A 12,268-nucleotide genomic window follows, 5' to 3' on the forward strand; every position below is an offset into this window, starting at 1 on the left:
CCCATTCCACACAGGTAAAGCGCAATGGACGGATTTCACGATCTCGGCGGTTTTCAGGGCTTCGGCAAGGTCGCCCACCGCATCGACACCCTCAGCTACAAACCGGTCTTCAAGGAAGACTGGGAGCACCTGGCGTACAGCCTGATGTTCGTGGCCAGTGACCACCTGGGCCTGTTCAGCATCGACGAGGCCCGCCATGCCGTGGAGCGCCTGGATGTGCGCCAGCATGTGGGCACCACCTATTACGAACGCTATGTCATCGCCACCGCCTCGCTGCTGGTGGAGGCGCAGGCCATCACCCAGGAGGCGCTGGACGAAGCCCTGGGCTCACCGTTCAAGTTGGCCAACCCGCCCCACAGCAAGGGGCGGGCGGCCATCACCGACCGCCCGCCGTTCGAGGTGGGCCAGCGGGTACGGGTACGTGACGAGCGCTTCGCCGGCCACGTGCGTTGCCCCGCCTACGTGCGGGGCAAGGAAGGCGTGGTGCTGCACCGCACCCGCGAACGCTGGCCGTTCCCCGACAGCATCGGCCACGGTGACCGCTCGGCGGCGCTGCAACCCACCTACCACGTGCAGTTCGAGGTGCGGGACCTGTGGGGCGAGGCGGCAGACGACGGGCGTGTGGTGGTCGACCTGTTTGAGAGCTACCTGGACCCGGTGCAGCCGGCATGAGCCGTGCAGCCGACAACCCCCTTCGGCTGCCCGTGACCGTACTGTCGGGTTTTCTCGGCGCAGGCAAGACCACCCTGCTCAATCACATCCTGCATAACCGCCAGGGGTTGCGGGTGGCGGTCATCGTCAACGACATGAGCGAGGTGAATATAGACGCCGAGAACGTTGGGCGTAACGTCACCCTGGAGCGTGGCAGCGACCGGCTGGTGGAGATGACCAACGGCTGTATCTGCTGCACCCTGCGCGCCGACCTGCTGGAGCAGGTAAGCGCGCTGGCCAGGGCCGGCTGCTATGACTACCTGCTGATCGAATCCACGGGGATCTCCGAGCCCATGCCGGTGGCCGAAACCTTCGCCTTTCTCGACCGTGACGGGTTCAGCCTGAGTGAGTTGGCGCGCCTGGACACGCTGGCCACGGTGGTCGACGCCAGCAGCTTCGAAGGTTTGTTGGGTGCCGCTGCCCCGGCCGGGGGTGAGCCCGGGCAGCGGCCGTTGGGCGACCTGCTGGTCGAACAGGTGGAGTATGCCGACGTCATTCTGGTGAACAAGCTCGACCTGCTGGAACCCCAGCGCTACCCGGCGCTGGAGGCCCTGCTGCGCCAGTTGAACCCGCGTGCGCGCATCGTGCCGATGGTGCGCGGCGAAACGGACCTGGCCAACGTGCTGGGTACGCACCTGTTCGACCTGCCGAGCCTGGCGCAGTCGCCGGGCTGGATGCAGCAGATGGACCGTGAGGCACAGCCGGAGCCGGAATCGGAAACCTACGGCATCACGTCATGGGTGTACCGTGAGCGCGCGCCCTTCCATCCGCAACGGCTGCGGGCGTTGTTCGAACAGCCGTGGGCACACGGGCACCTGCTGCGCTGCAAGGGCTATTTCTGGTCGGCCAGCCGGTTTTTCGAAATCGGCATGCTGGCGTTGAGCGGCGGGCGGTTCGAGTGGGAATACAGCGGGCGCTGGTGGCGCTTCGTCGAGCAGGCACAGTGGCCGCTGGAAGCCTATCGGCGCCAGGCGATCATGAGTAAATGGGATGAGAACGTGGGCGATTGCCGGCAGGAAATCGTGTTCATCGGCCAGGGGCTGGACGTTGATGCGCTGAGGGTGGCGCTGGATGGATGCTTGCTGAGCGAGGAGGAGATCTTGGCGGGGCCGGAGAGCTGGGTACAGCTGGAAGATCGCGAGCTGCGCTTTCGCGCAGAGCATTGATTTCGCAAGCAAGCCCGCCCCCCTGTGGGAGCGGGTTCACCCGCGAAGCAGACAGCGCGGTGCAGGGCACCGGCTTCGCCGGTGTTCGCGGGTAAACCCGCTCCCACAGTGATTGCGCCAGTTTTGAGATCTTGTGGAAGACAGTTGCTCCCACAGTGATTGCGCTAACTTGTAGATTGTTGTGGAAGACAGTTGCTCCCACAGGTCCCTGCTGGCTCAACGGTTATTTGCAGTTCTGCCAGAGCGAGCGCAGCCCGCCCCAGCCTAACCGTCAAACGCCGTCAGATCGCACCACACCTGTGGGAGCGGGTTTACCCGCGAAGCAGACAGCGCGGTGGAGGGCACCGGCTGCGCCGGTGTTCGCGGCTGAAGCCGCTCCCACAGGTCCCTGCTGGCTCAACGGTTATTTGTAGTTCTGCCAGAGCGAGCGCAGCTCGCCCCAGCCTAACATTCAAACGCCGTCAGATCGCACCACGCTGGCGAAGCGCGTCCAGCACCAACTTGACGCCTTCGTCCACGCTGGTGGCCTGGGTGTCGATCACAACGTCCGCATCCAGCGGCACATCGAACGGGAAGCTCTCACCCGGGATGTTGTCGCCGCCGGCTGCGTAAAGCCCTTGGGGGTCACGCTCGCGGCACGCCAGCGGCGAGGCCTGAACATACACCGTCACCAGGCGGTCTTTGCCGATCAGCGCCTTGGCCTGCTCACGGCCTTCGGCATCCGGGGCCACGAACGCTGCCAACGTCAGCAGGCCGGCTTCGTTGAACTGGCGCGCCACATGGGCGGCGCGGCGCCAGTTTTCAGTACGCCCGGCGCGGTCCTGTGGCAGGCCCTTGTTCAGGTCATGGCGCAGGTTCTGGCCATCGAGCACATACACCGCCCGGCCCATGTCGAACAGCTTGCGCTCCACCGCATAGGCCAGGGTGCTCTTGCCGGCACCGGACAAGCCACTGAACAGCACGGTGGCAGGCTGCTGGCCGAAGCGCAGCGCACGTTCCTCGGTGGACACGTGCGCCAGCTTGCCGTGCTGGCCGGTATTGCCGTGGGGCAGCACAGGGGGCGCGATGATCATGCCCGCGCCGACGGTGCCGTTAGTCAGGCGGTCGATGACGATGAAGGCACCGGTGGTGCGGTTGCTGTCATAGCCATCCAGGGCAATAGACGCATCCAGGGCCACCTTGACCTGGCCGATCTCGTTCAGTTGCAGCGCGCTGGCACTGCCCTTCTCCAGGGTGTTCACATCCACCTTGTGGGTGATGCTGGCAATCGAGCCAGGCACGTAGCTGGTGGCACGCTTGATGTCGTATTTCTTGCCCGGCAGCATCGGCTCTTCGGCCATCCACACCAGCATGGCGTCGAACTGGTCAGTTACCGGCGGCACATTGTCGGCATGCACCAGCAGGTCGCCACGGGAGATATCGATCTCGTCTTCCATTGTCAGCGTCACCGCCTGGCCGGGGCCTGCGCTTTCCAGTTCACCTTCGTAGGTAACAATGGATTTCACGCGGCTGCTCTTGCCCGATGGCAGCACCACGACCTCGTCGCCCTTGTGCACCACGCCGCTGGCCAGGGTACCGGCGAAGCCACGGAAGTTCAGGTTCGGCCGGTTCACGTACTGCACCGGGAAGCGCAGGTCGGTGAAGTTGCGGTCAGCCGACACTTCAACGGTTTCCAGGATTTCCATCAGCGTCGGGCCGGCATACCACGGCGAACGCTCGCTGTGGTTGACCACGTTGTCGCCCTTGAGCGCGGACATCGGCACGAAGTGCAGGCTGCTTGGCGTCAGGTTGATTGCTTCGGCGAACGCCAGGTAGTCGGCCTTGATCGACTCGAACACCTGCTCGTCAAAGCCCTTGAGGTCCATCTTGTTGACCGCGACCACAATGTGCTTGATGCCCAGCAGCGACGCGATGTAGCTGTGGCGGCGGGTTTGGGTCTGCACGCCATAGCGGGCATCAACCAGAATGATCGCCAGGTCGCAGGTGGACGCGCCGGTGGCCATGTTGCGGGTGTACTGCTCGTGGCCCGGGGTGTCGGCGATGATGAACTTGCGCTTGGCAGTGGAGAAATAGCGGTAGGCCACATCGATGGTGATGCCCTGCTCCCGCTCGGCCTGCAGGCCGTCCACCAGCAGCGCCAGGTCGACTTCCTCGCCCGTGGTGCCAGACTTCTTCGAATCACGGGTGATGGCCTCGAGGTGGTCCTCGTAGATCATCTTCGAGTCGTGCAGCAGGCGCCCGATCAGGGTGCTCTTGCCGTCATCCACGTTGCCGCAGGTGAGGAAACGCAGCAGTTCCTTACGCTCGTGCTGGGCCAGGTAGGCGAGGATGTCCTCGCTGATCAAATCGGATTGGTGACTCATTTCATTCAAGCTCCAAGCTGTCAGCTTCAAGCGGCAAGCTTGTCGGCGTACAACTAGTTAGAAATTCTGTTGATCAACCCACTTAGCATTCGGGAGAGCTCGCGGGTTTCGTTAATCCAGCCGGTAGCCAGCCCAGCGTCGATGTAACCTATCTCACCACCGACCATCAGCTGCGTACGCAACTCCCCGCAGGACGCTTTCGCAACGCTGAGATACCAAACCTTCTCTCTGCTCCCGCGCCGCTCCATGCCCTCGGCAATATTGGACGGGATGGAAAGTGCCGACCGCGTGATCTGATCCTTGAATCCATAATCACGACACCCAGCCAGTGTCCGGTACAACTCAATGGCCAGACGCTTACTCCGTTGCCAAACTGCCAGCTTCTCAAAATCCATTACGAGCGCTCCGGGCCGCCCGCAATGCAGGCGGCAATCCACAAGGCTCAAACGCTACGCGCTCTGCTTCTGTCTTGCAGCTTGCCGCTTGTAACTTGAAGCTTAAAAATACCCTTGGCGTTTCTTGTCTTCCATGGAGCCGGCGCCATCGTGGTCGATGACCCGGCCTTGGCGCTCGGAAGTGCGCGTCAGGAGCATTTCCTGAATGATGTCGGTGAGCGTCTCGGCTTCCGACTCGACAGCGCCCGTGAGCGGGTAGCAGCCAAGGGTACGGAAACGCACCTTCTTCTTGACGATACGCGCCTTCTCTTCCTCGGAGAGGTGTTCGAGGATACGCTCGTCGTCGATCATGATCAGGGTGCCGTTCTTCTCGATCACTTCACGCTCGGCGGCGAAGTACAGCGGCACGATCGGGATGCCTTCGAGGTAGATGTACTGCCAGATGTCCAGCTCGGTCCAGTTCGACAGCGGGAAGACGCGGATCGACTCGCCCTTGTTGACCTTGCCGTTGTATACGTTCCACAGCTCGGGGCGCTGGTTTTTCGGGTCCCAGCGGTGCTTGCTGTCGCGGAACGAATACACGCGCTCCTTGGCCCGCGACTTCTCTTCGTCGCGGCGCGCACCACCGAAGGCGGCATCGAAGCCGTGCTTGTCCAGTGCCTGCTTCAGGCCCTGGGTCTTCATGATGTCGGTGTGCTTGGAACTGCCATGGGTGAATGGGTTGATGCCCTGCGCCACCCCTTCAGGGTTGACGTGGGTGATCAGTTCCAGGCCCATTTCCTCGACCATCTTGTCGCGGAAGCGGTACATTTCCTGGAATTTCCAGCGGGTGTCGACGTGCATCACCGGGAACGGCAGCTTGCCCGGGAAGAAAGCCTTGCGCGCCAGGTGCAGCATCACGGCGGAATCCTTGCCGATCGAGTACAGCATCACCGGGTTGTCGAACTCGGCGGCCACCTCGCGGATGATGTGGATGCTTTCCGCCTCCAGCTGTTTCAAGTGCGTCAGTTTGTCGACCATGGCTACTCACGAAAAACGATCTTATGGACGGCCAGCGGGCCGTGTTCGAGCGAGCCACTCTATCACAGCAGATGCTTCTATTTAGGCGGCTGGCTAGATCGAAAGCGTCTAACCATATGACTGGGGGTTTGGGCGTTGCAGGCCAGGCCCTTCGCGGGTAAACCCGCTCCCACAGGGCTGACACAGGCTTTGAATGCTGTGCGATCCCTGTGGGGGCGAGCTTGCCGGCGATGAGGCCGCCAAGGTCAGATGGGGTTCGGGCAATCGATGAACAGGTGCTCCACGGCAAACCGCCGCGCCAGGTAATCACCCAGCGCCTGCACGCCATACCGCTCGGTGGCGTGGTGCCCGGCGGCAATGAAGCTGACCCCATTCTCGCGGGCACTGTGATACGTCTGCTCCGAAGCCTCACCGGTCAGGTACAGGTCCACTCCTGCGGCAATGGCATCGTCGATGTAGCCCTGCCCGCCCCCGGTGCACCAGCCTACCCGGCGAATCATCTGCTCACCCTCCACCAGCAGCGGTTCACGGCCCAGCACCTCCTGCACCCGACGGGCAAAGTCGCGAGCGGTCATGGGTTCTACCAGTGACCCGACCAGCCCAACCACCTTGGGGTTGGCCGGGTCCAGTGCGCCTTCGACAGTGATATCCAGCTGGCGCGCCAGCTGCACGTTGTTACCCACCTCGGGGTGCAGGTCCAGCGGCAGGTGGAACGCCAGCAGGCTGATGTCATGGTTCAGCAGGGTTTTCAGGCGCCGCTGACGAATCCCGGTGATGCAGGGGTTTTCGCCCTTCCAGAAGTAGCCGTGGTGCACCAGCACCAGGTCAGCCTGCGCCTCCACGGCCGCGTCCAGCAACGCCTGGCTGGCAGTCACGCCGCTGACGATACGGCCAACCTGGGGCCGGCCTTCGACCTGCAGGCCGTTGGGGCAATAGTCCTGGACCTTGCTGCTGCCCAGAAAGCGCTCGGCTTCCTCGACCAGGGTATTGAGAGCGACGGCCATTAAATTCTCCTCGAAATCTGCGCATCCCACAGGCACAACGCCGGCTGAACGCCCGTATAATGCCGGCCATTATGGGCCGTCGTCGGCACCGGGGGAACCGGTGCCTGCGCGTGCGGTTCACGTACCCCTGCATGCCCCACTCGGTGGCCGCTGGCCCCCTGCTCTATCCAGGACTCGTTCATGTTCAAGGCGTTGCGTTACTTTGGCTGGCCCCTGCTCACCGGTGTGCTCATTGCCGTGCTGATCATCCAGCGTTTCCCCGAGTGGGTCGGCCTGCCCAGCCAGGATGTCAACCTGCAACAGGCGCCCCAGACCACACGCGTGGTCCAGGGCCCGGTTTCCTACGCTGATGCCGTGACCCTGGCCGCCCCCGCGGTGGTCAACCTGTACACCACCAAGGTGGTGAACAAGAGCTCGCACCCATTGTTCGAAGACCCGCAGTTCCGCCGCTTCTTCGGGGACAACCTGCCCAAGCAGCGGCGTTGGGAGTCCAGCCTGGGCTCGGCAGTCATCATGAGCCCCGAGGGTTACCTGCTCACCAACAACCACGTCACCAGCGGTGCCGACCAGATCGTCGTGGCCCTGAAAGACGGCCGCGAGACCCTGGCCCGGGTTATCGGCAGCGACCCGGAAACCGACCTGGCGGTGCTGAAGATCGACCTGAAGAAACTGCCGGCCATTACCATCGGCCGCTCCGACACCATCCGTATCGGCGATGTCTCGCTGGCCATCGGCAACCCGTTCGGCGTAGGCCAGACGGTGACCATGGGCATTATCAGCGCCACCGGCCGCAACCAGCTGGGGCTGAACAACTACGAAGACTTCATCCAGACCGACGCGGCGATCAACCCGGGTAACTCCGGCGGTGCACTGGTGGATGCCAATGGCAACCTGATCGGCATCAACACCGCGATCTTCTCCAAGTCTGGCGGCTCCCAGGGCATCGGTTTTGCCATCCCGGTGAAACTGGCGCTCGAAGTGATGAAGTCCATCGTCGAGCACGGCCAGGTGATCCGTGGCTGGTTGGGTATCGAAGTGCAGCCACTGAGCACCGAACTGGCTGAATCGTTCGGCATGAAAGACCGGCCAGGCATCGTGGTCGCGGGTATATTCCGCGAGGGGCCGGCGGCCAGGGCCGGGTTGCAGCTGGGTGACGTGATTCTGAGCATCAACGGCGAACCGGCCGGTGACGGACGCAAGTCGATGAACCAGGTGGCGCGCATCAAGCCCAACGAGAAGATCACCATCGAGGTGATGCGCAATGGGCAGCAGTTGAAGCTGGTGGCCGAAGTAGGCCTGAGGCCGCCGCCAGCGCCAGTGGCCAAACAGGAAGAGAAATAGCCTGTAAAAGGGGCTGCTTTGCAGCCCCTACCTGCATCAATGCAAGATCTGGCTCAGGAACAACCGGGTACGGTCACTGCGCGGCCGGTCGAAGAAATCATCCGGCGCGGCCTGCTCCACAATCTCTCCCTTGTCCATGAAGATCACCCGGTTGGCCACGGTGCGGGCAAAGCCCATCTCGTGGGTAACGCACAGCATGGTCATGCCGTCTTCAGCCAGCCCCACCATGGTATCGAGCACTTCCTTGACCATTTCCGGATCCAGCGCCGAAGTCGGTTCATCGAACAGCATGATCTTGGGCTTCATGCACAGGGCACGGGCAATGGCCACCCGCTGCTGCTGGCCACCGGACAACTGCCCCGGGAATTTGTGCGCCTGCTCCGGAATGCGTACCCGCTCCAGGTAGTGCATGGCGATTTCCTCGGCCTTGCGCCGCGGCATCTTGCGTACCCACATGGGCGCCAGTGTGCAGTTTTCCAGGATGCTCAGGTGGGGGAACAGGTTGAAGTGCTGGAACACCATGCCCACCTCGCGGCGGATGGCCTCGATCTGCTTCAGGTCGTTGGTCAGCTCTACCCCGTCGACCACAATGCGCCCCTGCTGGTGTTCCTCCAGGCGGTTGAGGCAGCGGATGGTGGTGGACTTGCCCGAACCCGACGGCCCGCACAGCACGATGCGCTCGCCCTGGCGCACGTTCAGGTTGATGTCCTTGAGCACATGGAACTGGCCATACCACTTGTTCACGCCCTGCATCTGGATGATGCCTTCGGGGCCAGCAGGCTGCTTGATCGCTTCACTCATTTCGAAACTCCTAACGCTTGTGGCCAGTGTCCAGCTTGCGCTCCAGATGCATGGAGTAGCGGGACATACCGAAACAGAAAATCCAGAACACCAGGGCCGCGAACACGTAGCCCTCGGTGGCCATACCCAGCCAGGCCGGGTCGGCAGCTGCTTGCTTGACGCTGTTGAGCAGGTCGAACAGGCCGATGATGATCACCAGGCTGGTGTCCTTGAACAGGGCAATGAAGGTGTTGACGATGCCGGGGATCACCAGCTTCAGCGCCTGGGGCAGGATCACCAGGCCCATCGAGCGCCAGTAACCCAGGCCCATGGCCGCCGCAGCCTCGTACTGGCCTTTGGGAATGGCCTGCAAGCCACCGCGCACCACCTCGGCGATATACGCCGACTGGAACAGAATCACACCGATCATGGCCCGCAGCAGCTTGTCGAAGCTCATGCCCTCGGGCAGGAACAACGGCAGCATCACGGACGACATGAACAGCACGGTGATCAGTGGCACGCCGCGCCAGAACTCGATGAAGGTCACACACACCACCTTCACCGCCGGCATGCGCGAGCGCCTGCCCAGCGCCAGCACAATGCCCAGGGGCAAGGCACCGACGATGCCGACCGTGGCGATGACCAGGGTCAGCATCAGCCCGCCCCACTGGCTGGTAGCCACCGTGTCCAGGCCCAGGTAGCCGCCGTGCAGCAGGGTATAGGCCAGCACCGGGTACAGCACCAGGAAGCCCAGGCCGTACACCGCCTTGCGCGGGAAGCGGCTGATGAACAACGGTGCCGCGCCGAGTACCGCCAGCCACACGGTAAGGTCCACCCGCCAGCGCAACTCGGCAGGGTAGTAGCCGTACATGAACTGGCCAAAGCGCTGCTGCACGAACACCCAGCAGGCGCCCTCCTTGGTGCAGTCGGCGCGGGTGGTACCCACCCAGTTGGCATCGATCAGCGCCCATTGCAGCAACGGCGGCACGATCAGCCACAGCAGATACACGGCGAACAGGGTGAGCAGTGTATTGAGCCAGCTGGAAAACAGGTTGGCACGCATCCAGGCGAGCACGCCGACGGTTTTTACCGGTGGCGGCATGTCAGGTTTGAAAACATGGGCATTCACAGGCGTATCCTCACCGCTCGATCAGCGCAATGCGCTTGTTGTACCAGTTCATCAACAGCGAAATGCTGATGCTGATGGCGAGATAGACACTCATGGTGATGGCGATCACCTCAATGGCCTGGCCGGTCTGGTTCAACACCGTGCCGGCAAACAGCGAGACCATTTCCGGGTAGCCGATACCGGCCGCCAGCGACGAGTTCTTGGCCAGGTTCAGGTACTGGCTGGTGAGCGGCGGAATGATCACCCGCAGTGCCTGGGGGATGATCACCTTGCGCAGGGTCGGCCCTTCGCGCAGGCCCAGCGACCGTGCAGCCTCGGTCTGGCCGTGGCTCACCGAACGGATACCCGAACGCACGATCTCGGCAATGAACGCGGCGGTGTAGATGGTCAGCGCCAAGGTCAATGCCAGCAGCTCGGGGATCAGCACCCAGCCACCCACGAAGTTGAAGCCTTTCAATTGCGGCACTTCCCACTGCACAGGGCTGCCGAACAGCAGCACGCAGGCACCGGGGATGACCACGAGCAAGGCCAGGCCCACCCAGAACTTGTGAAAGGGCTCACCTGTTTCTTCGAAACGCCGGTTGGCCCGCCGCACCATCACCACCACGGCCAGCACAGCCAGGGCAACGGCGATGACGAATGGCCAGAAGCCCTCGGCCATGGAGGCCCCCGGCATGTTCAGGCCACGGTTGCTGATGAAGAAGGTGTCGTCGATGTTGATGCTGCCCCTGGGCCCCGGCAGCGTGAGAAACACCGCGAAGTACCAGAACAGGATCTGCAGCAGCGGCGGGATGTTGCGGAAGGTTTCCACATACACCGTCGCCAGCTTGTTGATCATCCAGTTCGGCGACAACCGCGCCACACCGATGATGAAGCCAAGAATGGTGGCCAGCACCACGCCGATCAGTGTCACCAGCAGGGTGTTGAGCAAGCCGATGACGAATACCCGGGCGTAGCTGTCCGATTCCACGTAGGGGATCAGGTGCTGGGCGATGCCGAAGCCGGCACTGCGGTCGAGGAAGTCGAAGCCCGAGGTAATACCGCGGTGTTGCAGGTTGGTTTGCGTGTTGTGAAACAGGTACCAGCCCAGACCCACCACGAAGACAATGGTGAGGATCTGGAACAGCCACGCACGCACACGTGGATCGCTCAGGGATAAACCCTTTTGTGCGCCGATTCGATTTTGCATGAAATGCCCCGGAAGAGAGGGTGCCGAACTGCCTGCGGCGGCAGGATGCCGCCGCAGGGTGCAACCATCAGCGCACAGGTGGCGCGTACTGGATGCCGCCGTTGTTCCACAGGGCGTTCATGCCACGGTCGATCTTCAGGTCGGTGCTCTGGCCCAGGTTCTTCTCGAACACTTCGCCGTAGTTGCCGACTTGCTTGACGATCTGCACTACCCAGTCTTTGGGTAGCTTGAGGTCCTTGCCGTATTCACCGTCGCCACCCAGCAAGCGGGCCACGTCAGGGTTCTTGGTGCCCTTGGCTTCGGCTTCGACGTTCTTGGAGGTAATACCCGCCTCTTCGGCGTTGAGCATGGCGAACAGCGTCCACTTGACGATGCTGAACCACTCTTCGTCGCCTTTGCGCACCACCGGGCCCAAGGGCTCCTTGGAGATGGTTTCTGGCAGCACTACATACTCGGTGGGTGCGGCCAGCTTCGAGCGCTGGGCGAACAGCTGCGACTTGTCAGAGGTCAGTACGTCGCAACGGCCCGACTCCAGCGACTTGGCGCTTTCGTCAGAGGTGTCGAAGGTGATCGGGGTGTACTTCAGGTTGTTGGCGCGGAAGAAGTCCGACACGTTCAGCTCGGTGGTGGTACCTGCCTGGATGCAGATGGTAGCGCCATCGAGTTCCTTGGCGCTGGAAACACCCAGCTTCTTGTTGACCAGGAAACCGACGCCGTCGTAGTAGGTGACACCGGTGAACACCAGGCCCATGCCGGCATCGCGCGAGCTGGTCCAGGTGGTGTTGCGCGACAGCACGTCGACTTCGCCCGACTGCAGGGCGGTGAAGCGCTCCTTGGCGTTGAGCTGGCTGAACTTGACCTTGGTCGCGTCGCCGAACACCGCCGCCGCGACGGCGCGGCAGACGTCGGCATCGATGCCGATGATCTTGCCCTGGGCATCCGGTACCGAGAAGCCAGGCAAGCCGTCACTCACGCCACACTGGACGAAGCCCTTCTTTTTAACCGCATCGAGAGTGGCGCCGGCCTGGGCAGTGCTCACGGCGCCCAGCGCGGCGGCAGCGGTCAGGACTGCCAGGGTGGTTTTCAACATCTTCATTCACTACCTCCACATCGCTCTTGTTGTATCGAGCCGGAATTGCACCGCACCCTTTTGAGGCGCATCCGACCCGT

At 62.6% G+C, this 12,268-nt stretch carries 11 protein-coding genes; 3 read left to right on the top strand and 8 right to left on the bottom strand.

Annotation, left to right across the window (positions count from 1 at the left end; all coding sequences use genetic code 11):
• The first annotated feature begins 24 nt into the window (after nt 1-24).
• Together nthB and PPA02S_RS14490 are read left to right on the top strand one after the other, a co-directional pair.
• Entirely contained in the window at nt 25-672 is a 648-nt protein-coding gene (nthB, locus tag PPA02S_RS14485; RefSeq protein WP_028635213.1) for a nitrile hydratase subunit beta, read from the top strand.
• Entirely contained in the window at nt 669-1,877 is a 1,209-nt protein-coding gene (locus PPA02S_RS14490) for a GTP-binding protein (protein WP_028635214.1), read from the top strand. The genes nthB and PPA02S_RS14490 overlap by 4 nt, the downstream gene beginning before the upstream one ends.
• 461 nt (nt 1,878-2,338) lie before the next feature.
• Here PPA02S_RS14490 and cysN read toward each other — a convergent pair whose 3' ends face one another.
• From cysN to PPA02S_RS14510, 4 genes are all read right to left on the bottom strand, one after another.
• The gene (gene cysN / locus PPA02S_RS14495) at nt 2,339-4,240 is read right to left on the bottom strand and encodes a sulfate adenylyltransferase subunit CysN (protein WP_028635215.1); all 1,902 of its coding nucleotides are present in this window, start codon (nt 4,238-4,240) and stop codon (nt 2,339-2,341) included.
• A gap of 53 nt (nt 4,241-4,293) precedes the next feature.
• Complete coding sequence (locus PPA02S_RS14500; protein ID WP_028635216.1) at nt 4,294-4,635, bottom strand: four helix bundle protein; 342 nt, start codon at nt 4,633-4,635, stop codon at nt 4,294-4,296.
• 102 nt (nt 4,636-4,737) lie between these two features.
• Nucleotides 4,738-5,655 (bottom strand): sulfate adenylyltransferase subunit CysD, encoded by a 918-nt coding sequence (gene cysD, locus PPA02S_RS14505; RefSeq protein WP_028635217.1) that lies wholly within the window; start codon nt 5,653-5,655, stop codon nt 4,738-4,740.
• Between the two features lie 245 nt (nt 5,656-5,900).
• Nucleotides 5,901-6,659 carry a Nif3-like dinuclear metal center hexameric protein gene (locus PPA02S_RS14510; RefSeq protein ID WP_028635218.1) on the bottom strand — a complete coding sequence of 253 codons (759 nt, stop codon included), beginning with the start codon at nt 6,657-6,659 and terminating at the stop codon, nt 5,901-5,903.
• Between the two features lie 180 nt (nt 6,660-6,839).
• Here PPA02S_RS14510 and algW point away from each other — a divergent pair, with 180 nt between their 5' ends.
• On the top strand, nt 6,840-8,000 hold the full coding sequence (gene algW / locus PPA02S_RS14515) for a Do family serine endopeptidase AlgW (RefSeq protein ID WP_028635219.1): 1,161 nt from the start codon (nt 6,840-6,842) through the stop codon (nt 7,998-8,000).
• Nucleotides 8,001-8,036: 36 nt separating this feature from the next.
• Here algW and PPA02S_RS14520 read toward each other — a convergent pair whose 3' ends face one another.
• The 4 genes from PPA02S_RS14520 to PPA02S_RS14535 form a co-directional block, all read right to left on the bottom strand.
• Complete coding sequence (locus tag PPA02S_RS14520; protein ID WP_028635220.1) at nt 8,037-8,801, bottom strand: amino acid ABC transporter ATP-binding protein; 765 nt, start codon at nt 8,799-8,801, stop codon at nt 8,037-8,039.
• A 10-nt stretch (nt 8,802-8,811) separates the two neighbouring features.
• Complete coding sequence (locus PPA02S_RS14525; protein ID WP_028635221.1) at nt 8,812-9,909, bottom strand: amino acid ABC transporter permease; 1,098 nt, start codon at nt 9,907-9,909, stop codon at nt 8,812-8,814.
• A gap of 10 nt (nt 9,910-9,919) precedes the next feature.
• Nucleotides 9,920-11,098, bottom strand: coding sequence for an amino acid ABC transporter permease (locus PPA02S_RS14530; protein WP_028635222.1), 1,179 nt, complete (start codon nt 11,096-11,098; stop codon nt 9,920-9,922).
• Between the two features lie 67 nt (nt 11,099-11,165).
• The gene (locus PPA02S_RS14535) at nt 11,166-12,194 is read right to left on the bottom strand and encodes an amino acid ABC transporter substrate-binding protein (protein WP_028635223.1); all 1,029 of its coding nucleotides are present in this window, start codon (nt 12,192-12,194) and stop codon (nt 11,166-11,168) included.
• Nucleotides 12,195-12,268: the final 74 nt, after the last annotated feature.

The sequence above is a fragment of the Pseudomonas parafulva NBRC 16636 = DSM 17004 genome, assembly GCF_000730645.1.
In the GTDB taxonomy this organism is placed as follows: domain Bacteria; phylum Pseudomonadota; class Gammaproteobacteria; order Pseudomonadales; family Pseudomonadaceae; genus Aquipseudomonas; species Aquipseudomonas parafulva.

Bases quoted from the DNA above. Each gene is read 5' to 3' on its own strand.
- nthB (WP_028635213.1), top strand. From the start codon at position 25: ATGGACGGATTTCACGATCTCGGCGGTTTTCAGGGCTTCGGCAAGGTC.
- PPA02S_RS14490 (WP_028635214.1), top strand. From the start codon at position 669: ATGAGCCGTGCAGCCGACAACCCCCTTCGGCTGCCCGTGACCGTACTG.
- cysN (WP_028635215.1), bottom strand. From the start codon at position 4,240: ATGAGTCACCAATCCGATTTGATCAGCGAGGACATCCTCGCCTACCTG.
- PPA02S_RS14500 (WP_028635216.1), bottom strand. From the start codon at position 4,635: ATGGATTTTGAGAAGCTGGCAGTTTGGCAACGGAGTAAGCGTCTGGCC.
- cysD (WP_028635217.1), bottom strand. From the start codon at position 5,655: ATGGTCGACAAACTGACGCACTTGAAACAGCTGGAGGCGGAAAGCATC.
- PPA02S_RS14510 (WP_028635218.1), bottom strand. From the start codon at position 6,659: ATGGCCGTCGCTCTCAATACCCTGGTCGAGGAAGCCGAGCGCTTTCTG.
- algW (WP_028635219.1), top strand. From the start codon at position 6,840: ATGTTCAAGGCGTTGCGTTACTTTGGCTGGCCCCTGCTCACCGGTGTG.
- PPA02S_RS14520 (WP_028635220.1), bottom strand. From the start codon at position 8,801: ATGAGTGAAGCGATCAAGCAGCCTGCTGGCCCCGAAGGCATCATCCAG.
- PPA02S_RS14530 (WP_028635222.1), bottom strand. From the start codon at position 11,098: ATGCAAAATCGAATCGGCGCACAAAAGGGTTTATCCCTGAGCGATCCA.
- PPA02S_RS14535 (WP_028635223.1), bottom strand. From the start codon at position 12,194: ATGAAGATGTTGAAAACCACCCTGGCAGTCCTGACCGCTGCCGCCGCG.